General features: G+C 66.1%; 21 protein-coding genes and 2 pseudogenes. 11 read left to right on the top strand and 12 right to left on the bottom strand.

Features of this window, described 5'->3' with window-relative positions; genetic code table 11:
• Nucleotides 1-822: 822 nt before the first annotated feature.
• Nucleotides 823-1,128: a hypothetical protein gene (locus tag AC5Y5Z_RS19015; RefSeq protein ID WP_133437190.1), complete on the bottom strand. Its 306-nt coding sequence runs from the start codon at nucleotides 1,126-1,128 to the stop codon at nucleotides 823-825.
• 646 nt (nucleotides 1,129-1,774) lie between these two features.
• On the opposite strand from AC5Y5Z_RS19015, the gene AC5Y5Z_RS19010 reads away from it, so the two are divergent.
• The 3 genes from AC5Y5Z_RS19010 to AC5Y5Z_RS19000 all read left to right on the top strand — a co-directional run bounded on the left by AC5Y5Z_RS19010 (nucleotide 1,775) and on the right by AC5Y5Z_RS19000 (nucleotide 4,033).
• Nucleotides 1,775-1,927, top strand: coding sequence for a hypothetical protein (locus AC5Y5Z_RS19010; RefSeq protein WP_499926917.1), 153 nt, complete (start codon nucleotides 1,775-1,777; stop codon nucleotides 1,925-1,927).
• A 160-nt stretch (nucleotides 1,928-2,087) separates the two neighbouring features.
• Nucleotides 2,088-3,056 (top strand): cation diffusion facilitator family transporter, encoded by a 969-nt coding sequence (locus AC5Y5Z_RS19005; RefSeq protein WP_133437192.1) that lies wholly within the window; start codon nucleotides 2,088-2,090, stop codon nucleotides 3,054-3,056.
• A gap of 287 nt (nucleotides 3,057-3,343) precedes the next feature.
• The gene (locus AC5Y5Z_RS19000; protein ID WP_133437221.1) at nucleotides 3,344-4,033 is read left to right on the top strand and encodes a YoaK family protein; all 690 of its coding nucleotides are present in this window, start codon (nucleotides 3,344-3,346) and stop codon (nucleotides 4,031-4,033) included.
• A gap of 308 nt (nucleotides 4,034-4,341) precedes the next feature.
• Here AC5Y5Z_RS19000 and AC5Y5Z_RS18995 read toward each other — a convergent pair whose 3' ends face one another.
• From AC5Y5Z_RS18995 to AC5Y5Z_RS18960, 8 genes are all read right to left on the bottom strand, one after another.
• Nucleotides 4,342-4,731 carry a DUF732 domain-containing protein gene (locus tag AC5Y5Z_RS18995; protein ID WP_240743937.1) on the bottom strand — a complete coding sequence of 130 codons (390 nt, stop codon included), beginning with the start codon at nucleotides 4,729-4,731 and terminating at the stop codon, nucleotides 4,342-4,344.
• Nucleotides 4,724-6,937: a heavy metal translocating P-type ATPase gene (locus AC5Y5Z_RS18990; RefSeq protein ID WP_133437223.1), complete on the bottom strand. Its 2,214-nt coding sequence runs from the start codon at nucleotides 6,935-6,937 to the stop codon at nucleotides 4,724-4,726. The genes AC5Y5Z_RS18995 and AC5Y5Z_RS18990 overlap by 8 nt, the downstream gene beginning before the upstream one ends.
• A 10-nt stretch (nucleotides 6,938-6,947) precedes the next feature.
• Complete coding sequence (locus tag AC5Y5Z_RS18985) at nucleotides 6,948-7,229, bottom strand: DUF1490 family protein (protein ID WP_133437193.1); 282 nt, start codon at nucleotides 7,227-7,229, stop codon at nucleotides 6,948-6,950.
• A gap of 1,898 nt (nucleotides 7,230-9,127) precedes the next feature.
• The gene (locus AC5Y5Z_RS18980; RefSeq protein ID WP_133437194.1) at nucleotides 9,128-9,790 is read right to left on the bottom strand and encodes a cation efflux transmembrane domain-containing protein; all 663 of its coding nucleotides are present in this window, start codon (nucleotides 9,788-9,790) and stop codon (nucleotides 9,128-9,130) included.
• Nucleotides 9,791-9,876: 86 nt separating this feature from the next.
• Nucleotides 9,877-10,884, bottom strand: a complete 1,008-nt coding sequence (locus AC5Y5Z_RS18975) for a PPE family protein (RefSeq protein ID WP_133437195.1) — start codon at nucleotides 10,882-10,884, stop codon at nucleotides 9,877-9,879.
• Nucleotides 10,885-11,381: 497 nt separating this feature from the next.
• On the bottom strand, nucleotides 11,382-11,789 hold the full coding sequence (lpqS, locus tag AC5Y5Z_RS18970; protein ID WP_133437196.1) for a putative copper homeostasis (lipo)protein LpqS: 408 nt from the start codon (nucleotides 11,787-11,789) through the stop codon (nucleotides 11,382-11,384).
• A 58-nt stretch (nucleotides 11,790-11,847) separates the two neighbouring features.
• Nucleotides 11,848-13,182 (bottom strand): PPE family protein, encoded by a 1,335-nt coding sequence (locus tag AC5Y5Z_RS18965; RefSeq protein WP_133437197.1) that lies wholly within the window; start codon nucleotides 13,180-13,182, stop codon nucleotides 11,848-11,850.
• A gap of 55 nt (nucleotides 13,183-13,237) precedes the next feature.
• Nucleotides 13,238-14,617, bottom strand: a complete 1,380-nt coding sequence (locus tag AC5Y5Z_RS18960; RefSeq protein WP_133437198.1) for a PPE family protein, SVP subgroup — start codon at nucleotides 14,615-14,617, stop codon at nucleotides 13,238-13,240.
• A gap of 626 nt (nucleotides 14,618-15,243) precedes the next feature.
• Here AC5Y5Z_RS18960 and lpqS (AC5Y5Z_RS18955) point away from each other — a divergent pair.
• From lpqS (AC5Y5Z_RS18955) to trhA, 4 genes are all read left to right on the top strand, one after another.
• Nucleotides 15,244-15,609 (top strand): putative copper homeostasis (lipo)protein LpqS, encoded by a 366-nt coding sequence (gene lpqS, locus AC5Y5Z_RS18955; protein WP_133437199.1) that lies wholly within the window; start codon nucleotides 15,244-15,246, stop codon nucleotides 15,607-15,609.
• 210 nt (nucleotides 15,610-15,819) lie between these two features.
• Nucleotides 15,820-17,319: a P-type ATPase actuator domain-containing protein gene (locus AC5Y5Z_RS18950; RefSeq protein WP_499926912.1), complete on the top strand. Its 1,500-nt coding sequence runs from the start codon at nucleotides 15,820-15,822 to the stop codon at nucleotides 17,317-17,319.
• 228 nt (nucleotides 17,320-17,547) lie between these two features.
• Nucleotides 17,548-18,270, top strand: coding sequence for a sensor domain-containing protein (locus AC5Y5Z_RS18945; RefSeq protein ID WP_133437201.1), 723 nt, complete (start codon nucleotides 17,548-17,550; stop codon nucleotides 18,268-18,270).
• 377 nt (nucleotides 18,271-18,647) lie between these two features.
• Nucleotides 18,648-19,388, top strand: coding sequence for a PAQR family membrane homeostasis protein TrhA (trhA, locus tag AC5Y5Z_RS18940; protein WP_133437202.1), 741 nt, complete (start codon nucleotides 18,648-18,650; stop codon nucleotides 19,386-19,388).
• Here trhA and AC5Y5Z_RS18935 read toward each other — a convergent pair.
• A complete protein-coding gene (locus AC5Y5Z_RS18935) occupies nucleotides 19,385-19,663 on the bottom strand; it encodes a hypothetical protein (RefSeq protein ID WP_240751284.1) in 279 nt (92 codons plus the stop codon). The genes trhA and AC5Y5Z_RS18935 overlap by 4 nt on opposite strands.
• Between AC5Y5Z_RS18935 and AC5Y5Z_RS18930 the strand changes: the two genes are divergently transcribed.
• The 3 genes and pseudogenes from AC5Y5Z_RS18930 to AC5Y5Z_RS18920 all read left to right on the top strand — a co-directional run bounded on the left by AC5Y5Z_RS18930 (nucleotide 19,578) and on the right by AC5Y5Z_RS18920 (nucleotide 21,657).
• Nucleotides 19,578-20,210: a sensor domain-containing protein gene (locus AC5Y5Z_RS18930; protein WP_306255846.1), complete on the top strand. Its 633-nt coding sequence runs from the start codon at nucleotides 19,578-19,580 to the stop codon at nucleotides 20,208-20,210. The two genes, AC5Y5Z_RS18935 and AC5Y5Z_RS18930, sit on opposite strands and share 86 nt — an antisense overlap.
• Nucleotides 20,211-20,265: 55 nt before the next feature.
• Nucleotides 20,266-20,511 (top strand): annotated as a pseudogene (locus tag AC5Y5Z_RS18925) (IS21 family transposase); the annotation flags it as partial.
• An 807-nt stretch (nucleotides 20,512-21,318) separates the two neighbouring features.
• Nucleotides 21,319-21,657, top strand: a complete 339-nt coding sequence (locus AC5Y5Z_RS18920) for a hypothetical protein (RefSeq protein ID WP_133437204.1) — start codon at nucleotides 21,319-21,321, stop codon at nucleotides 21,655-21,657.
• Between the two features lie 59 nt (nucleotides 21,658-21,716).
• Here AC5Y5Z_RS18920 and AC5Y5Z_RS18915 read toward each other — a convergent pair whose 3' ends face one another.
• Nucleotides 21,717-22,142, bottom strand: a complete 426-nt coding sequence (locus tag AC5Y5Z_RS18915) for a hypothetical protein (protein WP_499926909.1) — start codon at nucleotides 22,140-22,142, stop codon at nucleotides 21,717-21,719.
• A 343-nt stretch (nucleotides 22,143-22,485) separates the two neighbouring features.
• On the opposite strand from AC5Y5Z_RS18915, the gene AC5Y5Z_RS18910 reads away from it, so the two are divergent.
• A complete protein-coding gene (locus AC5Y5Z_RS18910) occupies nucleotides 22,486-24,006 on the top strand; it encodes an RNA-binding domain-containing protein (protein ID WP_166460405.1) in 1,521 nt (506 codons plus the stop codon).
• 354 nt (nucleotides 24,007-24,360) lie between these two features.
• Here AC5Y5Z_RS18910 and AC5Y5Z_RS18905 read toward each other — a convergent pair.
• A pseudogene (locus AC5Y5Z_RS18905) lies at nucleotides 24,361-24,895 on the bottom strand (DUF7255 family protein).
• Nucleotides 24,896-26,016 lie beyond the last annotated feature (1,121 nt).

Below are 26,016 nucleotides of genomic sequence, written 5' to 3'. Positions count from 1 at the left end.
CACGCAGGACCGCACTGACCGCTATGGCCGCACATTGGCCTACTTGACAAAGGCCGACGGCTGGGACTACTCGACTGAAGCCGCTAGAGCCGGTGCGGCCTGTTCCTACGTTTACCGCGGGCACCCGGCCGCACGGGGCCGGCGACATAGCCGCGGCCGAAGCGGAAGCCAAAGCTGCCCAACATTGCGCGTTCACCTCGCGGTCGACATGTGTCGCTACCGTCGCTATGAGTGGGGCTCGGCGTCCGGTCGAGCAAGGTTGAACAGTGGTCGGAATCGCAAAGCAGTTCGCGCACGGTAGCGTTCGGTGCTACCCCCGGGCGCTTGATGATAATTGCGGCAGCGCTTGTGATCCCGCCGGGCAGCGATGCGGTAGCGCTCCCACTGCTGCGGCATGCCGTTGCCGACGGGTGCCCAGGTGGGAGAATGGTGACGTCGCGATGAAAAGGGCTGTGCTGCAACACCAGAATGCTGAGTCGGTCAACTGCCGGCGCAGTGCTCAACGGCAACCTGCGGTGTCGGCCTGCCTCAGTATCGTTGCTTGTCAGGGCGATTGGTGCCGAGGGAAAGAAATGGCGATGAGGCTCCAGCAGCTGCGCCGGCGGCGTCCGCGCATGCCGCCCATCGCCATGGGCGCGGCCGTCACCATCACGCGTCTGCCGATGCCGACCGTCGGTGGCTGGCGATGGCCCTGTGCCTGAGCGCGGGATTCATGGTGGCCGACGTGACAGTCGGCACGGGTCCCCGGGCCCAGCCCGGGATCGCCAGGCTTCGGCACCCCTGTCACCGCGGCGGCTCGTCGCACCTCAGTCGGCAGCAGCGTCACGGGCTGGGGCGAGGGTGCCTCGGTGGCTGATGCGCCCGGTCTGTGTCGACGCCCTCGCGGGGCGGGCGCAGACCCGCGACCATCTCGGGATAGCGGCGATAGAGGCCGTCGAGGAGTCGGTGCGCCTCATGGAATTCGTGGCGCAACGAGTTGACCGGCTGGCGTGGGTGCGCCCTGCGCAGGCTCCGCGCGCGCCGCGGCGGGGTCGCCGGTGCTTCCAACCGTTGCGAAAGGTCGGCGATCGTCGCCTGCAACAGCCCTGCGAGCACCCGGGCTTGCCTCAAGTCAGCGTCCTCGGCCACCCCGCCATTTTCACCGACGAGATATTCCCTGCGCAAATCCGCAGGTGGAAAATACGGTGCTTCGCACGACGGCGATCCCGCCGCTGTTCAGGTGCAATCGACGCACCGCGTGCGGACACCAACCACACACCGCCGGTAATGACATTCATAATCGTTAATTGATGCAGATCTCATATCGCCGAGAAATGGCGAACCGGCCATTGGGGGAGTGTCCCGCCCGAACCACGGCCCACGACGTGCGGTCGGGCGGCGGCTGCCGAGGCGCGGCCGGCCCGCTGCCCCGATGTGCGGGCACAGCAAGCCCGAGTGTGAATCATGCGCTACAACAATCATTTACACCGCAGCTGCGACTGTTGTCCGGCGACGCAGTGCCGCCTGGCCGATGCCGATGATCCCGCCCACCGCCCGTCGTTCCCGCGATGCGGGTCATCCCGCGGGAAAGTCGTCCCATTGCGCGCGGTATGTATCCCGCGACTGCCGGGCTCAATACTGAGGCACATGTTTCCTGCTGAGGAAAATCGACTACAGTACATTGGGTAACCGATTCGAAAGTAACCAATTGATGATTACGAAAACCGTTACCATTTCCGCTTGTTCCGCAATGGCCGTGACGGCAGCTATTGCGTGTGCTTCGCTGGCAGCCGCGATGCCTTCACCATTTGAGTCGCTGAGTTGCCTCTGTCAGGAGCAACATGCGGCCGGCAGCCCAACGCTGCGTAAGGAAATCGAGCTCGGCGTGCAGGAGGGGGAACTCGTCACCCCTGCCGAGCTGCTTGGCCTCTACCCCAACGTCAGCTGACCGGGCAGCTGCGCACCGCGCTGGTACGGACCGCGGCGACGCGGATTTTCCCGTCCGTTCACCCGTCGTCTCCCCAACGGTTATTGCATACATTGCAATCTCTGCATATGTTGAGTCGTGTGTCCGGTGAACACGGGACGCATCGAGGAAGGCGGTAGTCATGGGCGCTGGTCATGGTCACGGGCATGCACACGGGCACGGGCACGCGTCGCCGGACGCCGACCAGCGCTGGTTGTCCGGCGCGTTAGCGGTGATTACTGCGTTCATGATCGGTGAGGTGGTCGTCGGGATCATCGCCGGATCCCTGGCGCTGCTCTCCGATGCTGCGCACATGCTGACCGACGCTGCCTCTATTGCGCTGGCACTGTGGGCGATTCGGCTTGCGGCGCGGCCGGCAGCCGGGCGCATGACGTACGGATGGAAGCGGGTGGAGATCCTCTCCGCCCAAACCAACGGTATGACGTTGCTGGTGTTGGCGGGCTGGCTCGGCTACGAGGCGGTCCGGCGGTTGATCGAGCCACCCCAGGTGACCGGCATGCTGGTGTTGATCACTGCGCTGGTGGGTGTGGTCATCAATATCGCGGCGACGTGGATGATCAGCCGCGCCAACCGATCCAGCCTCAATGTTGAGGGCGCGTTCCAGCACATTCTGAACGATTTGTTCGCCTTCATCGCCACCGCGGTGGCCGGGGTCGTCATCGTGGTCACCGGCTTTGCGCGTGCGGACGCGATCGCTACCTTGATCGTGGTGGCGCTGATGCTGCGCGCCGGCATCGGGCTGGTGCGCGCGGCGAGCCTGGTCTTCCTCGAGGCTGCGCCCGCGGACATGGATCCCGAGCTGATCGGACGGGCCATGGCCGATCACGACGCGGTCATCGAAGTCCACGATTTGCACGTCTGGGAGATCACGTCCGGTACGCCGGCGTTGTCGGCCCACGTGATCATCGCCCCCGGCTGCGACTACCACGCGACCCGGACCGATTTGGCGCACCTGCTGGCCCATGAATACGCGATCACCCACACCACATTGCAACTCGATCAGGCGAAGTCCGTCGACGCCGGCGTCGCCGAGGGGGACCCGCACTGCGACGATGCGCACGGCCCAGTGCACCGCTCCGCGAACGGGTAAGCGCTGGTTCACGCCGGGCTGCCCGGCGGGCGAGGTCCTGGATTCGTCAACGGCAGTCGAGGAATTTCACAGAAAGGCACACCAGGCAGATGGCTACCGAGCAACCACACGGCGTGGGAGGCACACGGCTCTGTGAGCGATGCTTGGATCCCGCTGGTGCGCGGCCGCTGCTCGGGGTCAGCGTGCGCAAATGCAGTGGGTGCGGGCGGGCCGTACTGGATCCCAGCGACATTGAGGTGGTGCTGGCTGACCGTCGAGGTGCGCGATCGGATCAGCAGCAACTAGTGATGCGGCCGCGTGCGGTGGGCGACGTGTTCTCCCGTGAGGCCCGGTTGTCGTGGATCCTGGCGGCAGTGGCGGGGCTGATCGGTGCTGCGGCTTTCACGCACTCGGCGGGCTACTTCGTCACGTTCATGACCGGTAACAGCGAGCGGGCGGTGCTGGGAGTCTTCCGCAATGAGCAGTGGCTGTCGATCACCGCGGGTCTGTTGCTGGTGTCATTCGTCACCGGCGTGGTCATCGCGTCGCTGTGTCGGCGGCATCTGTGGCTGAATCACCCGCACGGCCCCACCGTGCTGGCCGCGGCATTTCTGGTGCTGGCCGCTGTCGTGGACGTCCAGGTGGATGGATGGTCGACCACCAACGTGTCTTTCGTGCCGGTGTTGTTCGTTGCCTTCGGGATCGGCGCATTGAACACCTCGTTCGTCAGCAACGGTGAGGTGTCGATCCCGCTGAGCTACGCCACGGGCACGCTGGTCAAACTGGGCCAGGGCATCGAACGTCACCTCAGCGGCGGACGCGCCACCGACTGGCTCGGATATTTCCTGCTGTGGGGGAGCTTCATCGCCGGCGCTGCGACCGGCGGAGGTATCAGCCTGATCGTCAGTGGATCCCAGATGCTCGCCGCCGCCGCCGCGGTGTGTGTGCTGACGAGCGCCTACACGCACTTTCACGCCGACCGCCGCGCCTTGAGGTAAGTCTCACTCACCGCGTCGAGCATCGAGGTTCCGACAGCGCGGACGGCCGCCGTTCGAGGGGGTTGTCGGTCCGTGCCGCGGCAACGACGACCGGCGGATCTCAGAGTCTCGGCAGGCATGCACACCGCCCGCCGGGGACCTCTCAATCCGGTTGTTGGTGAAGGATTCGTTCACTCCGCCGGGAGGAAAGGCGGACCGCCGCCATACCCACCGGAGACTCCCACCTGCGGGTGGTCATCGGTCACAGGGCGAAGGCCAGGGCCAGGCCCTCTCCGATGCAGAACTCTACGTGACAGCGAGGCCGCTGACTATCCGGCGTCGTCGGCGTACTGCGGGCAGAAAGAAGCAACGGTGACGCCGACGAAAAAGCCCGCTTCATGGGCGGTGAGGTTGGCGGCTTTGGCCAGCGGCAGCACCAGTGATGTCCGCGACCGCCCTGCGTCCAGATCGCTGCACACGCTGTGCGCTGTCGCGATCGCGGTGTTGGGGTTGGCGACGGTAATCCCGTGTCGCTGCAGGGCTGCGATGAACGCATCGTCGGTGCCATCGGCTGCGGCCGGCGGGGACGCGAGGACAGCGGCGAACGGCAGCAGCACCGCGCCGATCAGCAACGACATCGCGGAGCCCACCTGCCGGCGCGACAGGAGCCTGTGGATGGAGGAACCCCGCTCCCGGTCGCTGGTGGGTGAATTAGTCACCGGCGCAGGCCAACTCCTTGATGTCGCCCTCGGCGGGCGTGAGCTGTGGCCGCCCGTTGGTGAGCCGATACCGGATCAGCCGCGAGCTGTTGGTGACCACGGCCACCGACGACGCGTTGTGCAGGATCGCGGCCAGTACCGGCGACAATGCTCCACCGGCACCGATCAGCAGGCCGACGGCGTTGACCGCGATGGACATCCCGTAGTTCTGTCGGATGACCTTGACCGCCTCGGCGCCCAAATCAGGGACATCGAGCAGCCGCCGCAGGTTGTCGTTGGCCAGGGCGATATCGGCGGTCTCCACCGCGACATCGGTGCCGGCCAGGCCCATCGCAATACCCAGATCGGCGGTCGCCAGCGCCGGGGCGTCGTTGACCCCGTCGCCCACCATCGCCACCACATGCCCTTCGCTCTGAAGTTTATGGACTGCGGCGAGCTTGTCCTCCGGCATCACCTGCGCGCGCCATTCGTCGATCTCCAGTTCGCGCGCGACCACCTCGGCGGTGTCGGGATGGTCACCGGTCAACATGACGATGCGGCGGACTCCGTTGTGGCGCAACCGGTTGAGCACCTCGGCGGCCTCGGGCCGGATCTCGTCGCGCAGGCTGATGACACCGACGAGCGTGCCGTCCACGGCCAGCAGCAACGGCACCTCAGCCTGCGCGCGGAGCTTGTTGACCCACTCGGTGGCCTTCGCCGAGACCCGGACCTTCTCTTCGCGTAGCAGTGTCGGGCTGCCCAGCAGCAGAACCCGGCCGTCCGCCCAGGTGCGCATGCCCAACCCGACCAGCACCTCGCACTGCTCGTGCGGCGGGATGGCGATGTGGCGTTCGGTGGTGGAGCGGATCACCGCCTCCGCCAGTGGGTGCCGCGAGTGGATCTCCGAGCTGGCCGCGTAGGCGAGGATCTGCTCAGGCTCCCAGTCTTTGTGCAGGGCAACGATGTTGGTGACCACGGGGCGCCCGATGGTCAGGGTTCCGGTCTTGTCGAAGACGATCGCATCGATGTGACCGGCCCGCTCGAGGTGGGATCCTCCCTTGATCAGGATCCCGCGCCGGGCGCCGTTACCGATCGCCGCGCTGATCGCCGTCGGCGTGGACAGACCCACCGCGCAGGGGCAGGCGATCAGCAGCATCGTCATCGCGCGCCGCACATCCCCGGTCACGGCCAGCGTGATCGCCGAAACAAGGAACGAGATGGGGACGAAGCGCCGGGAGAAGTTCTCGCCGACGGTCTGGATCGGGGCGCGGTCGTGCTGGGCCTCTTCGACCCGGGAAATGATGCGGCCGATGGTGGTTTCGTTGCCCACCGCGGTGGCGCGTACCACCAGCCTGCCGCGCATCACCACCGAACCACCGTGCACGGTGGCGCCGGCACTGATGCTGACCGGCAGGGTTTCGCCGGTGATCGCGGACTGGTCCACGACCGCCACACCGTCGATCACCTTGCCATCGACCGGGATGGCGACATGCTCATGGATCACCACCTCGTCACCGATCTGCAAGGTGTCGATCGCCACCTGCACTTCGGTGTCGCCGTCGGTGCGAATCCACGCCGTGTCCGCGGTACCGCGCAGCAGATCCGAGATGGCGCGCCGCGTGCGCCGCAGCGTCAGATCCTGCAGATACTCGCCGATGTTGAGCAGCCACAGCACGGTCAGGGCCACCACGTTCTCCCGCAGCACCATGCTGGCCACCGTGGCCGCGGTCACCAACGTATCGGTGCCCGCCCGCCCGTCGCGCAGTGAACGCAACGCACCCCGGAAGAACGGATAACCCATGAATATGGTCGCCCCGGTCGCGACCATCTGCCCGTTGGCGCCTAGCAGCGGAGGCCGGCGCAATCCGTAGCGGCGCACACCGAGCAGAAACAGGGCCAGCCCGCCGATCACGATCCGCAGCACCTCGGTATTGCGGACGTCCGCCGAGCGCGGTGTGCGGGACGGAATCAGCTCTGCGGCAACAGCTCGCGCCTCGCCGATGGCCGCCTGCAGCGCGACACGATCGCAGCGTGTCGGTGAATACCACACCACCACGGACCCGGTCAGCGGATACGCGTGCACTGCCCGGACACCACCCCGGCGGCCGACGGACTCCTCCACCGCGACCGCCCGCCGCGCGTCGTTGCGGACCCAGGGCACCTGGACTCGCATCCGCCCCGCGGCATCCGATACGACGACCGTGTCGGCATCATCGGCACCCACCATCATCACCCGATCAGTGGTCGTGATCGTGAGCCGCCACAGCCGCCGGCGGCTGAGACTCCTCACCGAGACGGCCACGCGCCTCGGCCACGACATCGGCCATCTTCAACCGCGCAGATTCCGCGGCCACCTCGGCCCGGCGTGTTCCGCGCAAACCCAACGTCGTGACCGCCACCGTGGTCCGGCGCACCGGCGCCTTACCCACCGCCTTGCGGACCACCTCATAGGCACTGACCCCCACCAAACCGGTGAAAACCGTTCCCGCGACCTTGCCCGCCAACACCTGCGGAATCATCGTGTCCTCCTTCGTCGCTGCCTGACCGGCACCTGCTGTTTACCTACCGCCGACCGTAGCCGAAATATATAGCAATATCGACATATCTTGATTAATTTACTGATATGCGAAATCGCGTCGTCGCACGAGAACCCGCATCGTTGCCGTAATGACAATCATTTCTAGGGAGCGCATTTTTCCCGATGCTCCGATGTTGTCGCATTTGGGATATGTGTTGGATGTGAAAACCATGATCGAAAAGCGGTTGACTCACGGCGTTGGTCCAGAAATCAGAGCGGCCTCTTGGAGGCACATGATAATCATTTCCTTCTGATGCGCTGACGTTGTTTACGATGGCGCGCGCCTATCGGTCGCATATATATCTCATGGTACACATATGCGGGAAACGCCGCCCGTTCGGCGATCCATTGATCATATTCGCTCTCGGTGCCACACTGAATCGTTGCGCTAAGCCACGCACGAAGACAGACGAGTGGAGTCGCGTGCAGCCACAATCGCCGGCGAACGCAAAAGTCTGGCGTCACGGCGATGGTGGTGAGAACACTCTGGGGCTTTTCCGGGCGGAGCGGTGTCACATTTCACCATGAAGGTCTCGCCAGCCGCAGCTGGTCGTCGCTGCGATTTGTCGTGGCAGTCGCCACGCGCCGGGCGTGGTCGCGGACCGCGCTGGGGTTCGAGTCCGCGGTCGCGCGGATCGCTTGGCTGGCAAATGCCCCGCCCAGACTTGCGTCGGCGGATCGGTCGACGTCGACATCGACCCGCGCGCTTTCCGTCCCCGCAACGTGCCCCAGCGCAGCTGCCAGCGCCGAGTCGACGCAGCCTGGTCCAGGTCAGGGCGTGAGGGCGCGGGGGGGTGTCTGACGACGCCGGGCACAGAGGGCCGGCGTCATCGGCGCCGATGGGCAACACACGTGCATGCTGGCCGATAAACCCATGGCTCGCGATTGACCGTCAGTGTCTCAACCGGTCGGTGGCCGGGCAGGGGCATGGCCCGCGGGGTCGGGCTCGGCAAGTGCCGTCGTTTCACAACGACTTCAGGTCGCGCGGCAATTCGCCAATGCCGCCTCACGGGGGCGTGCCGGTAATTGAGAAGGAGTGCCCGAGAAAATCGGCGGGCAGGCATTGCCGTATCTCGCTGTCGATATGCTGACACAAAGTTCCGTGGCACCAATATTCGCAACGAAACGCGGGTCGCTCCCTTCTCTGCTGGTTACTTTCTGCACATGACATTCATTGTCTTTGGCTGATAGCGAAGCACGTGCAGCAATCCACACCGATTTTGCATAGTGCAAATGAAAACCGTTAACACAAATCTTGCGGGATACCGGCGCGTGCCATTAGGGTCCGAATCGGCCTCAGCGATAACGCCGCTGTCGGAATTCACCCCCACCGCGGCGCTGCGACACATCGAAGGCCATGGCGACGGGCGGTGACGGTGGTGGCGGCGGCACAGGCGCGGGCGGATCCGGCGGTAACGCGACCACCATCTCCGCGGGCGGGGCCGCCGTCGGTGGCAGCGGCGGATCCGCGCGCGGGAACATTACCCGGCTCTGCGGTCGACCCTGGAGCACCCCTCGTCAACCAGCGTGCGACGACCGTCCCGAATCCGTGTGCGGGAAGCGCCCACCGTTTCCAGGTCTGGCACGCCTACCAAAAACCGAACCGCCGAAGGAGAGGCGAGTCGCAGCGCTAGCCACCCTGGTGATTGCTTGCATCGACAACCAGTTGTGAGGTCCTCAACACCCTGCGCCGGAGGCGGCACTGTCGATGCGCAGCGGCTGAAAACATCGACAGCACATTCAGAAAGCGTCGCGTCCGAAGCGCATACGCGAATGTACGGTCACGCGAAGTGGCTATGAACCTGTGATCGGTAACTGGTTCTGCCCGATTCGTCGCGGTCAGCATCCGCAGTTGTGTCCGCGCCAGGCCCGTACTCCTTGCCAGACACCGATGCCGGCGATACCGAGGCCGATCGCTGGGTCCAGGAACCAGCCGTCGGGCCATACCGCGGTCGCTGCCAGACCGATGAATACGGTGGCGGCTTGCGCGGCGCACAGATAGTTCTGGGTGCCTTTTCCGATGGTGGCCGCGGACTTGAGGCGGGCGCCCAAGGTGTGCTGGGCCCAGCCGAGGATGGGCATCTGCAGTAGCGCGGCGGCGGTGACCGTGATGGCCAGGGTGGTGATGTGAGGTTCGTGGTCGCTGATGAGGTGATGCACGGATTCGGCGGCAACATAGGGGGCGGTAAGCCAGAACGACACCGCGACGCCGCGCTGAGCATGTGATTCGGCGGTATCGGACAGGGTCCGTGCGCCGCTGAATCGCCAGATCACGACCAGGCTGGCCAGCGCCTCGGGGGCACTGCCCAGGGCCCACGCGGTCAGCGCGATGGATCCGGAGGTGATGCCTTGCCATAGCCCGACGGCTCCTTCAGCGACGATGAGGGTCAGGCTGATCCAGGACAGCCGGCGGGCCCAGCGGGCGTCGCGGTGCCAGTGCGCTCCGCGCACCGGAGCGGTGTGGGGTGTGACGTCGTGTGTGGTGGAACAGGTGTCGTCCATAGTGATATCGGTTTCTCCAAGCGAAGTGGGCGAGATGTCGGCGCGTGAGCTTCGGGCCTGCGCCGGATTGCGTGGTCGGGGGTGTTCTACGGGGTTCGATGGGGTGTGGGGGTGAAGCGGCTGGCGAGCAGGTGAACGATCGCCGCGGGCCGCGGTGGTGCTGTGTCGACCCAGGCTTGCGGGACCGAGAGCCCGCCGACCGTGGCCGCGGGCCCGAGGTGGGACTGTGTGTCGGGTGTCGCCGGCGTGCAGGTAGCGCGCAGACGCCGACCCCCGGGCGCGGGGCACCCGTTGAACCACGCCTGCACCGGCAGCGGCAGCGGCAGACCGCGTGTGCCGCGGCGACCGGTGTCGGGTTCGGCGATCTCTGAGGCCAGCGCGGCGACCGCTGACATCGGCGACGCCGTACTCGAGGAGTCCCAATCCGCGGGATCATCAACGGTGCCCGGCGCCGACAGGGGTTCGTCCGGCGCCGTGGGTGTGGCGAGCCGGTCCAGTGCCTGCGGTACCGCCCCGTACAGCGCTGCCTGGACGCCGGGTGGCGCCGACCTGCCGCTGTCAGCGGCCGGGGTCCCCGCGGCGTCGGGCACCGGGAAGGCCAGCAGTCGCGTCGCCATCGCGGCGTGGCGTGCGTACCGGTACATCGCGTGGGCGTCCTGTGCCCACATCTCGCTGTAGCGTGCTTCCACCGCGGCAATCGCCGGTGTGCATTGAGCGAGGCGGTTGGCCGCGGCCAGCGCACGGAGCCGGGCGCGGTTCTCGGTGACCTGGGTCGGCACCACCATGGCCGTCAACGCGGTTTCGTAGGCGGCGACGGCCGACCTGGCTTGGGCTGCGGTGTGGTGCGCGCGGATGGACGCTGTGGCGATCCAGGCCAACAGCGGCCGGATCGCCTCGGCCATCGATGTGGCCGCGGGCCCGTGCCACACCTCGCTGCGCAGGCCCGAGATTGCTGAGACGAAGGAGATCTCGGTGGAATACAGCGCCGATCCCAGCGCATTCCACGCGGTGGCCGCGGCCAGCATCGGCTGTGATCCCGGACCGCGAAACATCCTGTTGGAGTTGACTTCAGGCGGTAGCAATCCAAAATCCATGGTCTGGCCCTCACGCTGACCGGGCGGGCGGGGTAAGCAGCGGCGGACGCTGCCGGGGCGTGGCGACGTGTGCAGTCGGGCAGCGCACGGCGACACTGCCGGCACTGGGGATTGCGTGGGCGCGCAGGGCGGCGGCAGCGCAATTGCAGCGCGGGTCGACGGGGGAGCGGTACGGCGACAGGGTGTAAGCGGGCGTTGTCGGCGCAGGGTTCGCGACGGGGTGGGTGAACATGAATGTCCTTCACGCGGTGGGCTTTTGGGTGGACGATCAGGCCCGTCCCGCGCGGATTACGCGCTATGCGGAGATGCCGAATTGGCAGCACGGTCCGCGCGTCGGGGCAGGAGTCACGTGAGAGGGCCCGTGCCGCGTTGTGCAGGGTTCAGCTGAGAATGCGACGACGCCAGGAGTCCGCAGCCGCGGTGATTGAGTGCGCGGCCACGGGCGCGTCAACGATCTCAGGGCAGCGTGCACGGCCCAACGACATGACGCCAGCGACTCAGCGGCGCGCCACGCACAAAGAGGTCAACAGTGCTCGACCATGGTGAGCAGGGATGTGCCGTCGTGGCGGGCTTCGTCCGGACGCCGGCGTGTGCTCGCCGCTGCGGCTCGCGACGGCGATCAGCGCCGCGAGCATGCCGAGTGCGATCAACGCCGGTGCCAGTGGGGGCAGGATTCCCGCAGCGAATGCCTTCGGGCATTGCGGTAGCGGAAACTGTTTGAGATGCATGGGATCACCGTTGACGACGGCAGCCCCGGTGAAGGAGGTCAGTACGGCGTGGGCGGTGTCGGGCGTTGCCGGCGCGGTGTGCTCGAACTGGGCGGTGCCGCCGATCAGCAGCCACAAGATCGCTGCGATCGCGACCACCGATCGCAGCGGCGACCGGATACGCCTGCTGGAGAACATGTTAAGTCGAATTTAGCACCGGTTCATCTGTGTTGACCGCTGACCGGGCGGGTGGCGGCTAGGCCAGTGGCCGGTGTCCGCCGGAGATGGCGAGTAGGCGCTTCTTGTGCTCGGCGTAGTCGTGTTCGCTGAGCTGTCCCTCGGCGCGCTGTCGGGCGATGTCGCGGATCGCGGCCGCGACTCCGGTCATGACGGTGCGCGGTGCGGGCGACACGTCGACGTCCGCCTGCGCCGGTGTGCCGGCAGCGGACCCGGCCGGCCGCGCGGGGGTGGCGCGTGTGCCGTTGGGGGTGCTGCCGACGGCGGGTGGTCCGGCCGTGGCCTGCCCGGCCAGCGCCGCCGCAATCTGCGACGGGTCGGCGGTCAGAGATGTAGTGAACGCCGCAGTGCGCACTTCGGGTGCGGCCGGCGTCCAGCTCGACGGCACCGATAAGCCGCCGACCGCGTGTGCCTGGCCCAGGGTCGCCGATATCGTCGGCGCGGGAAACCGGCCGGTGGGTAGAGCCGGAAGGGTCGCGCGGAACGGCTGCACGGGTGCTGATCCGGTATCTGGCCAGGATGCCTTGCCGTCCCAGCCGCTGACCGTGTCATCGTCGATGAGGCCCGACAGTGTGTTGAACGCGGAGGCGGGAAAGTCGCCGAAGGTCGTCAGCAGATCGGTCGGTACGAGCACAGCGAGACCACTGATGTCGCTGGGGGCAATGAAAAGGATCGAGCTGACGCTGGCCAACAGGCTGAGCGTTTCAGCCGGGGCCGGTGCCGCCGCCGCGGACAACGCCTGCGGCACCACCGATATGGGGTCCAATGCGGTGCCGGCAAAGGTGCCGGTGTGGCCGACGGTGGCGGCGGGGTTGGCCGCCGCGCCCGGGTCGGCGCTCTGTTGTGGGGAGCGAAACGGGCTGAGTACGACCGCAGCTGCCGACGACCCCGCGTAGGTGTACATCGCCAGCGTGTCCTGCGCCCACATCTGGGCGTAGACGGCCTCGGTGGCCGCGATCGCCGGTGTGTTCTGACCCAAAAAGTTCGAGGCCACCAGCACTGCCAGCAGGGCGCGGTTGGCGGCGACCTCCGGTGGCGGGACCGTGGCGGCGAATGCCGCCTCGAACGCGGCGGCCGCTGTGCGGGCCTGGACGGCAGTTTCCTCGGCGTGCGCGGCGGTGGCGCTGAGCCACTGGACATAGCGCTGGGCGGCGGCACTCATCGCCGCCGACGACGGACCCGACCACGCCCCCTCGGTCAGTTCGGCCACCGCCGACGCAAATCCGGTCACCGTCGCGTACAGCTCGTCAGCCACGCTGCCCCACGCCTGGGCTGCGGCCAGCATCGGCCCCGGTCCCGGACCGGTATACATCCGGCCGGAGTTGATCTCCGGCGGATAGATCCCGAAATCCATGACCACACAAACCTCTTCCCGATGACCGACGTGTTCGGCAAACGACAGTGGGGCGTTAGCGACCCAGCAGAAGGTTCTTCTGCTCGGCGTATTCCTCGTCGGACAAAATCCCCTCGTCGCGTAGCTTGGTGAATTCGCGGAGTTCCGCAGCTACGCCCGTCACCACCACGCGGGGATTCTCCTGCGGCACGGTGTCTTTCGCGCCCGTGTCCGCCTCATCGACGCTGACCGCACCCGTGGTGGCGCGTGCTGTCGCACGGGTGCGGTGCGCCACCCTTGCGGCGCCGGTGCCCACCGTGGCGGCCACGGCCCGCCCGGCCATCCCCGCCAGGGCCATCTCGCTGAGCGTGCCGGCCACCCCGTCTGCTGCCGCGGGGACGGCAGCGGCAGAAGGGGTCCCGGGCAGCGCCGGCAGCGTGACCGCGACAGCGCGCACCGCCGGGGTGGCAACAGTCCAGGCCGCCGGCACGGACAACGCGCCGACAGTGCCGGCCTCGCCCAGACCGGCCTCGACGCTGGGCACCGTTCCTTCCGGCAAGTTGAGCAGCGGCGCCGGGAACGGCCTCACCGGCGCCGGCGCATCACCGGGAAACGGTTCCTCGCCCTGCCAACCGCTGATGATCTCGTCGGTGTGAATACCCGTCTCGGCGCCGATGATGGACACCGGAAGACCGATCACCCCGACCACCCCGGACGGCACGCCGACCGCAAAGGTGGCCAGGGCCGCGGTGATGCCGAAGGAAATGGTGAACAGGTCAGCCAACGTGCCGAGGGAGTCCGCGTTCACCGGGACCGCCGCGGCGGCAGCGCGCTGCAGCTCGCTGGGCACCGCGGAGAAGACCTGTTGGACAGTGCTTTCCGCGACACCACTGGTCGGGGCGGCGGCGGCCTGGTTGGCCACGCCGACCGGGTTGGTGGTCTGCTGGGGTGGGGTGAACGGTGTCAGCGCCGTCGCCGACGCTGACGAGGCCGCGTAGCCGTACATCGCCGCCACGTCCTGGGCCCACATCATTGCGTACTGGGCTTCGGTGGCCGCGATCGCCGGGGTGTTTCTACCGAATATGTCGGTCGCGATCAGGGTCATCAGCCGACTGCGGTTGGCCGCCACCAGCTGTGGCGCCACCGTCGCCGAGAACGCGCTCTGATAGGCGGCCGCCGCGGAACTGGCCTGAGCGCTGGTCTCTTCGGCCTGGGCGGCAGTGGCCCGCAACCACGCCACAAACGTTGCGGCCGCGGCGCTCATCGACGCCGACGCCGGCCCCAGCCAGGTTCCGGCGGTCAGTTCCGCGACCACCGCCTGGTAGGAGCTCGCTGTCGAATGTAGTTCGGCGGCAAGCACATCCCACGCCTGGGCCGCGACCAACAGTGGTGCGGACCCGGCGCCGGTATACATCCGGGCGGAATTGACCTCCGGCGGAAAGCTCGCGAAATCCATGGCTCGTTGCTCCTCTACGTCACCGCGGCCAAGGCCGGACCCCGCCGACGCCAACGAGGTCCGAAGAACGGGTCACCCCCGCTCCGGGGGGGCGCCGCTGTCCGGTGTGGCTCGTCATCAGGCAACCTCACAACCGTTGCGGGTCAACGGAGTTGAGTTCATTCTCTCTGCTCCTGACTGTCCTGGCGTCATCACACGCACCCAGGGACAGATCTGCTTTTCCCCGATAGTTAAACAGAAAATGCATACATGCGCATACCTAAATATGATTGTCGTTTTCGGATTGGCCGGCCCGCTAGCGGGGATCGCGTTGCCTGACTGATCCGCTGCCGGGTGAGCGGGGCGTTGAAGGTCGAGAGACGACCGGTGAGCAGCACCGCGATGATCCGCAACGCCCACAACGCGACATACGTGCAGGTTTTCAGGCGCGCACGAGATACCGGTCGGGATCGGGCGGGGCAGGTTCAGTGAGCGCGCGCTGAACAGCGGATGAAAACAGCAAAGCCGCGACGTCAGGACCTGACCAATCTCTCCTGGAGTGCTAGCGTCGAAGAGTCATGAAATGTGAGGCCGTTAGTCGAAACTCACAAAAGCGCTACCTCGTCGCTGCGCTGACAGCAGCATGGATGGCGTTGGCAGTCGTTGTCCTCGGCGCCCATGACGGCACCCACAGCAGCGTGCTCTGTTTGCAGCTCAGCGCCCGCCCCGCACCGCAGGCGCCGGCGAGATCCCCGAGTGCTCACTCCGCATCCGACACCGATAACCAGCATGTGCACAAGAGGTCGCCCACCGACCATCACGAGCCGCTGTCGGTGACGGCGATGCCACGATCGGCTGCGGCGTGGGTGATCGGCGGCGCAGCCGCAGCGCTGGGTGCGGTCGTGGCTGGATGGGCCCGGGCCGGCGCGCTGGGCGGGCACGGTCCTCATGGCTCGGCGCTCGTGGACGCCGGGCAAGACATCTTGGCGCGATTCTGCTTGTCGCGTCGCTGACCGGTCAGCGGCAGGTCGTCGTGCCTTGCGCCGACGGTCGGTGATCATTCACTTCTTCACGGACCCCCATTGCGACGCTGGTGCTTACCGCTGATCTCACGATCGGCCGTCGGCCTGGCAGATCGCTAATGAGGCAGCCGGTCAGACGACAAACCGCCTGGGTGGGATGAATCCCCGTCGATGGCGGTCCTATCACCACTTGAAAGGCTCATGATGTTCACCACCACAGTTAGTCACCCCGACACCACCAGCACGCACCCGGACCCCACCAGCACGCACCTACCCACCACAAGCACGCACTCCGTCAGCACCAGCACGCACCCCGACAGCGCGGTGTCCCTCACCATCGTAGCGGCCGCTGCCGGCCGAATCCGCCTGCGCTTCAGCGGGTCTCGACTCGACCAGGCCCGCGCACGCAGGGTCCAGGACATCGTCGGGCGCCTCACCGGAGTCCGGGACGTGCAGATGTACCCCAAAACCGCATCAATGGTGATCTGGTATTCCTCGGCGTGCTGCACCAGTGCGGCCATCCTGTCCGCCATCGAAGACCAGGAACACCTCTCAATCATGTCGGCACCTTCCCGTGTCCGGCAGTCCGCGGATGACAGTGAGCCGGGGGCCTTACAGCACCTCATCGGCTGGACAGCGCGAGTGCTCGCCGGTCACCGCGATGACTCGTCACCGGCTGCTCCTACCGCGCTGAGCAGCATTGCAGCTCAGCGTGACGCCGAGGACAGCACCGGCGGTCCGCAACCGCTGTGGAAGAACGTCAAACTGCAGCGAGCAGCGTGCTCTGCGACGCTGTTGACCGCCTCGGCCCTGTCTACGTGGATCATTCCGCTCAAGCCCGTGACGCTGGGATTGAAGGTCCTCGCGCTGGCGCTAGGGGCTTCGACGTTCGTGCCTCCTACCCTCAAAGGATTGAGCCGAGGCCGCGTCGGCGCGGACACCCTGACCGTTACCGCTGCGCTCGGTGCCGTCGGACTCGGCGACATTGGCGGCGTCGCCAAGTTGGCATGTCTGCTGTCGATGACCGAGGGCTTGGATGAGTACTCCGCCGCACGCGAGCGCCGCAGCCTGCAGGCACTGCTCTCGCTGGCCCCAGATCACGCCACGGTCGAGCGGAACGGTACGCAGACGGTGGTAGCCGCTGCGGATTTGCGCGTCGGTGATCAGATGATCGTCCAACCCGGGCAGCGCCTGGCCACCGATGGCATCATCCGCGCCGGGCGCAGCGCCCTCGATCTTTGTGCGATCACCGGCGAATCAGCGCCGGTCGTCGCCGTACCCGGGGACCACGTGCGCGCGGGAACAACCAATGGGCACGCAGCGCTGCGGGTCGAGGTCACCGCGACGGCCTCGACCAACTCCCTGGCACGCATCGTGCACGTTCTGCAAGCCGAACAGACCCTGGAAGCTGCAGGCAAGCAGCACGCCGACCGCGCCGCGCGACCGCTGATAGCCGGCCTCGTCGTCGCTGCGGCGCTGGTCGCCGTCAGCGGAAGCCTCTACGGCTCCCCGGCCGTGTGGATCCGACGTGCACTCATGCTGCTGGCCACTGGGGCGCCCTACGCGCAGGACGCCGCCAGCCTGCAAAGCCGGCTCACCGTGGACAAGATCCACACGCTAGCCGCTTCGCGGCCCATGATCATCGACGCCACCGAGCAGGAACCCCACACTGAGCAGCCCCTGACCGCCGCCGTCGCCTAACCTCCCAACCGAACCTCTGTTGCCCGAATGCTGAATATGGACGTGCGTGTCGGCGGCAACTGAATACTGACCAGTGCGCGGCCGCCAGCTGGTCAGATTTCGGTTGCCGTTGACAGTGCGCTCTCATGAAAGTGACTATGGCGCTGATTGAGCCGGCGAGCTCGTCAGTAAACGTGCATTCCTGTAACACCGACCGCGGGCGGCAGACCGCAGAAAGTGGCTTGAACGATGGAGCCGGACAGCTCATCACGCAAGAACGAGACATTTCGAGCGAGCTGGTTCAAGGGGCGATCATCGATTATTGGCACCACAGTTACCGGTGCTGGTAGGTCAGTCTTCGTCGTCGCCTGCGCAATAGTTGTCACAAACGCAGGTTGCTCGCGTGACACCACACCCGCTCAGATGAGCACCCCGCCGGTGTCAGCTGTCGACTCGTTGATTGTCAGCGTCGAAGAAGTACGGCGCATCGCCAACTACGACGAACTCGCCTCCCGGTCGCACGCTGACCTGCGTCAGCCGCCGCCAGGAGACTTAAACGCTCCGGGTCCCTGCCGCGCGGCGGGAACTAGCGACCTCACGTTTGCCAGTGGCTGGTCGGAGTTTCGTAGCGCGGGGTATAGCGGGGTCACCGACAACCTCGAGCCCGGCGGGAACGCCATGATCGACTCAGTCAGTCAGGCCGTTGCGATGTACCCAGACACCCACGCGGCACGCCAAGCGCTAAATCAGCTGGAGTCATCGCTGACAGCGTGTGTTGCCTTGCACAACCCTAACTACAATTTCACCCTCGACCACCCGGATTCCTCCACCCTGAAAATCACCGCCCCAGGTTGGAGCCACCTGTATCGCTGGAAAAATACGGTGTTGATGTCCGTTGGTGTATTGGGCATTGAACCAGCAGAGCGGATCGCAACCGACGTGCTGCAGGTAATCACCGACCGAACCAAATAGCACCGTGTAATCTCAGTCGTGCTCGCCCAGGTCGATGATTACCCGGGCAACCGGAAGCGACACCTTTGCCTGCCCCGTCGTCGGGCACCAACGCGTCGAAGGCGACGATGGCAGCGCCTCCATCATCGCTAATCTATCGGCGCCCACACCGTCCGCCATCATCGCCTAGTCGCTGCGCTGCACACTCGCACCCAAAACGTCTCCGGCCCCGGAGCTGAGCCCGCTTGGTGCTCAAAAAACGAGCGGGCGTCGACATCGCGCATTCTCAGGTTACTGCAGCGGTTATTTTAGGCGTGGGGGATACTCTCCAAAAGGCCGGATCACCGTAGCGAACAACGGGTCGCCGGTACTTATCGGCCGAAGGTCGGGGGAGGGATATGAGCGATCACACCGACGCCGCGCCGAGGTCTGAGTTGTCTAAGCCGATCGCCGTTGTCAAGGACGTCTCCGAACCTGTCGCCAAGGGTGCCGTCCATGTTCTGACCAAGCCGCGTTTGCGCGGCTGGATCCATGTCTACTGCGCCGGCGGGGCTGTCATCGCGGGCGCGGCGCTGGTAGCGGTGTCGTGGGCGGTGCACTCCAGGCGAGCCGGTCTCGCGACGCTGGCATACGTCGCGGCGACCGTGGCGATGTTCACTGTTAGTGCCGTCTATCACCGCGTTCACTGGCAGTCGGCGACCATTCGGGCACGGATGAAGCGGCTCGACCACTCGATGATCTTCGTGTTTATCGCCGGCAGCTATACACCGTTCGCCAGACTGGCTATGCCGCATGCGACTGAGCATGTGGTGCTAGCGATCGTGTGGGGCGGAGCGCTGGCCGGAATCGCCCTGACAGTGTTCTGGCCGACGGCGCCGCGCTGGGTGGGCGTGCCGCTGTATCTGCTGCTGGGTTGGGTGGCGGTCTGGTACACGGGTCTGATCCTTCGCAACGCCGGGGTGGCTGCGATGGTGCTGCTGGCGGTCGGCGGCGTCCTATACAGCGTTGGTGCTGTGTCCTACGCACTGCGTCGGCCCGACCCGTGGCCGTCGACGTTTGGTTATCACGAAGTTTTCCATGCCTGCACCGCAGTCGCGGCGATCTGCCACTACATCGCCATGTGGTTCGCGGTCTTCTAAAACACCCCGAATTTGGCGGGCATTAGTCCATCCGCCATGCGTCCGTGGCGCACTCGAAGGCCAGCGACAAATGCGGTTGCTGGCTTGCGGGGAAGGCCGGTGAAAGGGCTGTGAATGACGACGTTGAATACTTCGCTTAGCGTGACATCGACAGCGAGCGTGCCTGAGCGCCGACCGAACGTGGCCGCTATTGCCAAAACGTGCAGATCGGCTTTGATTTTCTGCTGTGCAATCACAGCGTTCTCCGCTTGCTGGCGTCCCAGCACGTCAGCCAAGCCGGGCAATGCGCCGCCCAGTGTCGAGGCGTTGATCGTCAGCGTCGACGACGTGCGGCGCATCGCTAACGACGAGGAGCTCACTGCGCGTGCAGGCGCCGACCTTCGTCGACCGCCCCCGGGAGATGTCAAGGCTCCGGGTCCCTGCCGGGCGGTGGGTATCAGCGATCTGACCTTTGTCGGTGGTTGGTCGACGTTTCGCAGCGCGGGATACAGCAGGGTCAGCGACGACATAGCCCCGAGCGGGATCGCCCCGTTCGGCTCGGTCAGTCAGGCTGTTGCGGTCTACCCGAACTGGCATGCGGCGCACCAAGCGCTCGATCAGCTGGAGTCATTGCTGACTGCTTGTCTTGCCTTGAACGATCCGAAGTACGCATTTTCCCTAGACCACCATGATTCCCCGACCCTGAGGATTGCTGCTCAGGGCTGGATGCACCTCTATCGCGTGCAAAATTCGGTGATGATATCCGTTGGCGTGGTGGGCGTTGAACCAACGGAGCGGATCGCAACGGCCGTTCTTCAGACCGTGACCGACCGCATCGAGTAACGCATGTCGGCTCCGGTTGAAAAGTGAGCACCCTTCTGATTGGAGAGTGATCACTGTGGAGGATTGGGCGGAGATTCGCCCGCTGTATCGGTCGGAGAACCTGTCGCAGGCTGCGATCGCGCGGAGGTTGTCGCTGTCCCGCAATACCGTGGCCAAGGCGATCAACGCCGAGGCGCCACCACGCTATGAGCGCGCACCGTCGACCACGTCGGCGTGGGCGCAGATCGAGCTGGCGGTTCGGGTGCTGCTCGGGCAGTTCCCGACGATGCCGGCCACGGTCCTGGCCCAGCGGGTCGGCTGGAGGACAGCCGGTACGGGTCGGTGGTTGCGCAGATCGCCGCAGCCGGCGAGCAGTGGCGACCTCTGCGCGACGGACTGTTCGACGGGGAGGCAAGGCGTGTACAAGTCGCCTTGGACTACGTCACCGACCAAGTGACCCGACTACGTCACCAACGGGTGTGATCGGCGAGCAGGTGGCGGCACCCGTCGGGCTGCTCCCGCCACCAGACCTCGTCTAACACCAAGCCGGCGGAGGAATCTACCTCGGTCCCGACGCCAACCCCCACGCCGTCGACCTGATCAACGGATCCACGAACAACTGGCTGCCCATCGAACTGGCCAACCATCATGGCTGGGAAGCCATGGTCGCCGCCGTGGGCATCACCGACACCGCCGCCGACCACCCCCACCTGAGCCTGGCCTCACCGCAGCCTGCAACCGCACCTGCGAACGCAGAACCCGCTGTCCACGACGCCTCTTCTGGTCGCACCGCAGGCGCGCGTTCCTGCGCTGCGACAGCGCACCGAGTATCCTGAATCTCGGTAGCAGCGCCTGCCTGATCCACGTGCTCGTCGCCCACGTCGGCGCACCAACGGACAAGGTTTCCCGGAAATCGCGCACGTTCGATTAACCCGTCGTCATTGAGCATGCGCCGCGGGTGGACGTGGGCCGCCGCGGTAGGAGCATCCGATGACCACAAACCGATCCCGCAAACAGCTGATCCGCAGCATCGCCGAGCAAACCGGCCGGTCCTACGTCGAAATCGCCCGCCTCGCCGGACACATTCGACAAGACCCTCGACGAACACCCCCGACTCACCAGCTTCAGAATGGGTATCTACCGCCGCCACACCGACACCGCCCAACAACGGGCCGACGAGTTCGTCAAGGAACGCACACACCTCCGCAACTCGTTGCCCATCGTGATCACCGTGACCCTCTGGCTCACCGCCAACATCGGAATGATCAAGACACCCACCCGCGGCAGCTACGGACTCAAACACCTCGCCGAAAGCTCCATCGGCCAGTACGTCACCAACGGCCAGCTCATCGCCGCCGCCCTCATCGCCGGCTACCCCATGCGCGAAGCCGGCGGCCCGAACCCGCTCTTCGGCATGCGCAAACGCGACCTCGACCGGGCAGAAGCCGCCGTCAACGCCAAGCGCTGATACCTGACGGCGCCCCCCACCCCGGCAACCGGACGGGCAAACACCGCCCGGTCACCCCGTCACGGCTCCGTAGACGCACCGCCCTCCTCGACCTGCGGCCCCGGCAGATCGAGGAGGCGGACGTTCGCGTCACTGAGCCCGAGCGGGTCGACAACCCATTCGTGCTCGTCGTGGCCTTCGTCGATGAAAGCCAGCAGATGCTCGGGGTGCACGTGCGCCACGTAGATGACCCCGGGTGGACGGCTCGACATGCCTGCGGTCGCGAAGCGTCGTGCAACAGCCACCTCGGTGCTCCACGACATTCCGAATCGGTGCTCGGGGGTGCAGCCACGGTAGACACTGACGGGTTCAGTCGGTCTCGGTGATGGCACACCGAGATAGGTGAATCCGTTGAGGCGGAACAACTTCTGCCATTCGCGGTAACCGATGCACGACGCCGAGCCTGGTTCGCCCGATGCCCAGGCCGCAGCGACGATGCCGTTCATCGTTGGGTCCGCAAGATCGAGTTGCCCGGAGTCGTTGAGATCGCGCAGGAGCTTGGAGCAGTGGACGATGCTGACGTCGCTAAGCGATTCTCGCGTGAATCTCGGTGTCTTGGGCCCTCTGGGCGGGTGTGCGGACGCTGGCCCGGCGAAGGTCGGCTATCAGCTTCTCAGTGCGGTCATCCACGCTGCTTTTCGTACCAGAGGCGCCCGGGTACTTGTGTCGCTGGCGCTGACCGCGGCGCGGGCACCTACCGACGCCGCCGACCCCCTGGGCCGACCACAAGCGGCCAGGAGCTGTCGGGGTCCTCTCGTAGGCTCGTTCCCGACGGACGGGAGGGTCACGTTGATCGTTCCCGATGGGCGCACTGATCTGGAGAAGCTCAAGGAGTTGCTGGGCAACCCTGAGCAGACCCATCTCGATCTGAAGGCGTCGGTGGACCTGACGAACGCCGCCGACAAGCTGAAGTTCGTCAAGGACGCGGTGACCATGGCCAGTCGCCCCGAGGGCGGTTACATCCTGATGGGCGTCGACGACGCCGGCGCTCCGTGCCTGCCCGTGGGCACGATCACCGACCGGGCTCGCTTCGACGGGTCACGCGTAGGGGCTCTCATCCGCAGTTACGTCGAGGCCGCGGTACACGTCGTGGTCGAGATCCACGAACTGGCTAACCACGAGATTGTGGTCATCTACGTCCGCAACCCCGACGGGCTGCCCGTCCCGTTCAATAAGGACGGACAACACCCGGGCCCTGCGGCCGGCGACAAGGACGTGACCGTGTTCCGCAAGGGGGAGATCTTCGTCCGTGAAGGCGCGGAGAACGTCCCCATCCGTTACGCCCACTGGGCCGACCTGCTGTCCTTCTACACCCGCGGCATCCGTGACCAGTCCACCGAAGCCGCGCTGTCGATGCTGCGTGAGGTCGTCACCGGTCGCGACAGCGCCGCGGGCAACGCTGGTGTTCCGCTGCTCGCGGACATGGACGAAACCACTTTCGCCGCCACCGCAGTTCGACTATTAGAAGCCGGCAACGACGTTCGGCTACGGCAGTTTCTGCGAACCGTGTCGCGGTCCACCGGAGCCGCGGTCGACCTCGCGGCCTTCGCCGACGCCGTCGACAGGTGGGCGATCTTCTGCGCCCAGACACTGCACTTCGAACGACCCGACCTCACCGACGAGGCGATCGGCAAGTTGGTGGAGTCTTACCAAGGGTTAGGCATCGGCGCCGACGACGACCGCCGGCGCCTGATGATCGTGGAGCGCATCTACGTTGTGGGGAGCTTGGCGGTGCGCCTCGGCGCGTGGGATACGGTTCGCTCCTTGGCGCTGCGCCCGGTGCCGGGCAACGCCTTTGAACCTGGCTACATCTACTCGTCGTGGATCCGCGCCGCACAGGTGTACGCCTCGCGGGCCGGTCTGACTGCAGATCCCCGCGGCGACTACCTGCTGTCAGCGGCTCGCGAGTTGATGGTCGAGCACCCCGCGATGCGCCCCGACCTTAACGACGCTGCGGTGCCCCCAGGAGAGGCAGCGCCATTGGATCCAGCGCTGAACTCGTTGTGCGAGTTCGACTTGGCCTACTGCATCGTCGTGGCAGCCCTAGGCACCGACCGCAGCAGCGGATACCCATCGTCGGCGGCGTTCGACGAGGACCGTGCCAAACCGGTCGCCCAAAAGATCGTGGCTGACCCAGAAATGCGGCATCGCCTTCTACCCGAGGTCGACGACCCCGCGGTCGCCGACGCGCTCTTCCGCACCTACGACCTTGCCATCCGGCAGTCCGCGTCGAGCTACGGGACTCGCTGGTGGGCCATGCCCCCCAGCGTGGACGCGTTCGTCGGCCGCCATCGTCCGCCGCCGGTCTAATCACCAAAGACCATGGCTGGAAACATTCGTCGATCGATGGTGCGCACACCCACACGCGGAACTGGGTCCGAGCTGCTTCGCACGCGCGCCATTGCGACCGAATCGTCGGCGGTGCAGCGGCGCATGATACGGCGGCTCCGTCGGAGATCTGTGAGGCCGTCGCGGGTGAACGCTGCTTGCAGGTCACCGTATTTTGCCGCGGAGATGTCTGGGCGGATTCCTTCGTCGGATTCGACGAAACTGGGCGGCGAGGTTGTCGCCGCAATTCGGGAAAATGCCGGGCTGGCGACCCTCCTCCCGAGTGGGGTGGGGTGGGGTGGTGAGTGGGTGGGGGGTCCTATGGAGCGTTGTTGGTCACCCGAGCGTCCGCTCGTCAATCAGCGCGCGGAGGGCATCGGTGACCAGCGGTGCCCTGCCACTGAGGACGTCGCCGAGGAGGACACGACCGAGGTTGTCGTGCACTGAGAGCCTTAACAGCCGCATTCCGCCGTGAAGGGCGGTGATGTCCCGCATGGCGTCGTACAGAGCGCGCTGCTTCCAGCGAGGGGAGCCAGCACCGTCGAGTTCACGTGGCGGTCCAGGTGGTCCGAACAGTCGCTCGGTCGAGTCGTTCGTCCAGTAGCCACCCCAGCCGCGTTCATTCCGGCATACGTCCTCGAACTGAGCTGCGTACGTTAGGTAGTCGCTGCGCCACGGACAGCCGTTGAGCCCATTCGGGTTCCAGGGTTAGTGCCCTGTAGCGGTTGAAATGAGCACTCTCGTCCAGTTCGACCACGAGGTTGCCCGAGTACGCCGAATCCCACGGTCCCGTGGTCAGCTGGGGATCGGGGTGAATGCCACCGAGTGCGCGGTACAGCTCGATGACCTGTTGACGTGCTGGCTGCGACATGGCGGTGAGCTTCGCCCGGGGAGGTTTGTCCGTTTCGTTGAAGCCCATTGCCCCCAGCACTTCACCCAGCCGGTCCTGTTGTGCGCCCATGCCCGTAGCCTCCCCAATTCTGCCGCTGATGCTAGCCACTTCGACCTGAAATAGATCTGATGGTCTATGCGGCTTCGCGACGGTTTCGACCGCGGATGCTCGTTCGAACGGCGGTCTGGTTGTCAGCTGGCCAGGATGCTGATCTCGACTAGGTGTGGGCGATGACGCCCGTGTCCGCACCAGGTGCGGGCTCGTGCACGTAAGCGGCATTCGGAAACTCAGCGCCCCGTCGGCACCCCACTCGGCACAGGGGCCGCGGTCGACAAGATCCTGAGGGCGGGCGGACGGTGCCGGCCGGTGAGGATGTCGCCGAGCGGGACGCGGCCGAAGCGATCGCGTCCTAAGCTGTGTCGACGGCGGCTGAAAATTGACCCCCTGGCGGCGCGCCGGGGTCAGATTTCACGTGCCGCTGACAAGCTGCGGGTCGCACGACGCGTTCCGGGTACCCCTTGACACCCCCGGTTGTCGCGCCGCGGGCCCGCAATACCAGTGCCCCGCCGGCCGATCCCCGTTCCTATCCGGCGGGGTACTGCTCAGGCCTGGCCGGCCGACCCCCACTCGGGGCACAGGGGTGGGCCTCGATCCCACCGCACTCGGCACGGGGGTGGGGTGGGGGTGTGGTTCGTAATCGGTTGTGGGGGTGGTGGTTTGGCTGGTTTTGTCGGTGTTTGGAGGTAGGATTGCTGGTGTAGGGCACGCGGGAGGGGCTGGCCCGTTGTTCCCGGTAGGGGGAAGCGTGGGCCGCCGCGATGAGTTGGTGCTGGCTGCGGTGGTTGAGGCGTTGAGTTCGTTGGTGTGTAGGGATTCGCGGACTCGGCAGCGGCGGGTGATGCAGGTGAGGGAGGTTGCTGGGGTGTTCGGTGGTGTCGGTGTTCGGCGGTAGTGTCTGCTGGTGTTGGGGCACGCCGTGGGGGTGGGCCTGGGGTTCTCGGGTGGGGGGTGTGGGTCGTGGCGCAGGTGAGTAAGACTGCGGGTGTGGTGGCGTGGACGGGTGCGTGGCGTGTGCCTACCGATAAGCGTGATCATCAGCG

Source organism: Mycobacterium sp. NGS29 (assembly GCF_059812965.1).
The sequence above is the reverse complement of the archived record's forward strand: the minus strand, read 5'-3'. Positions and strand labels throughout refer to the sequence as shown.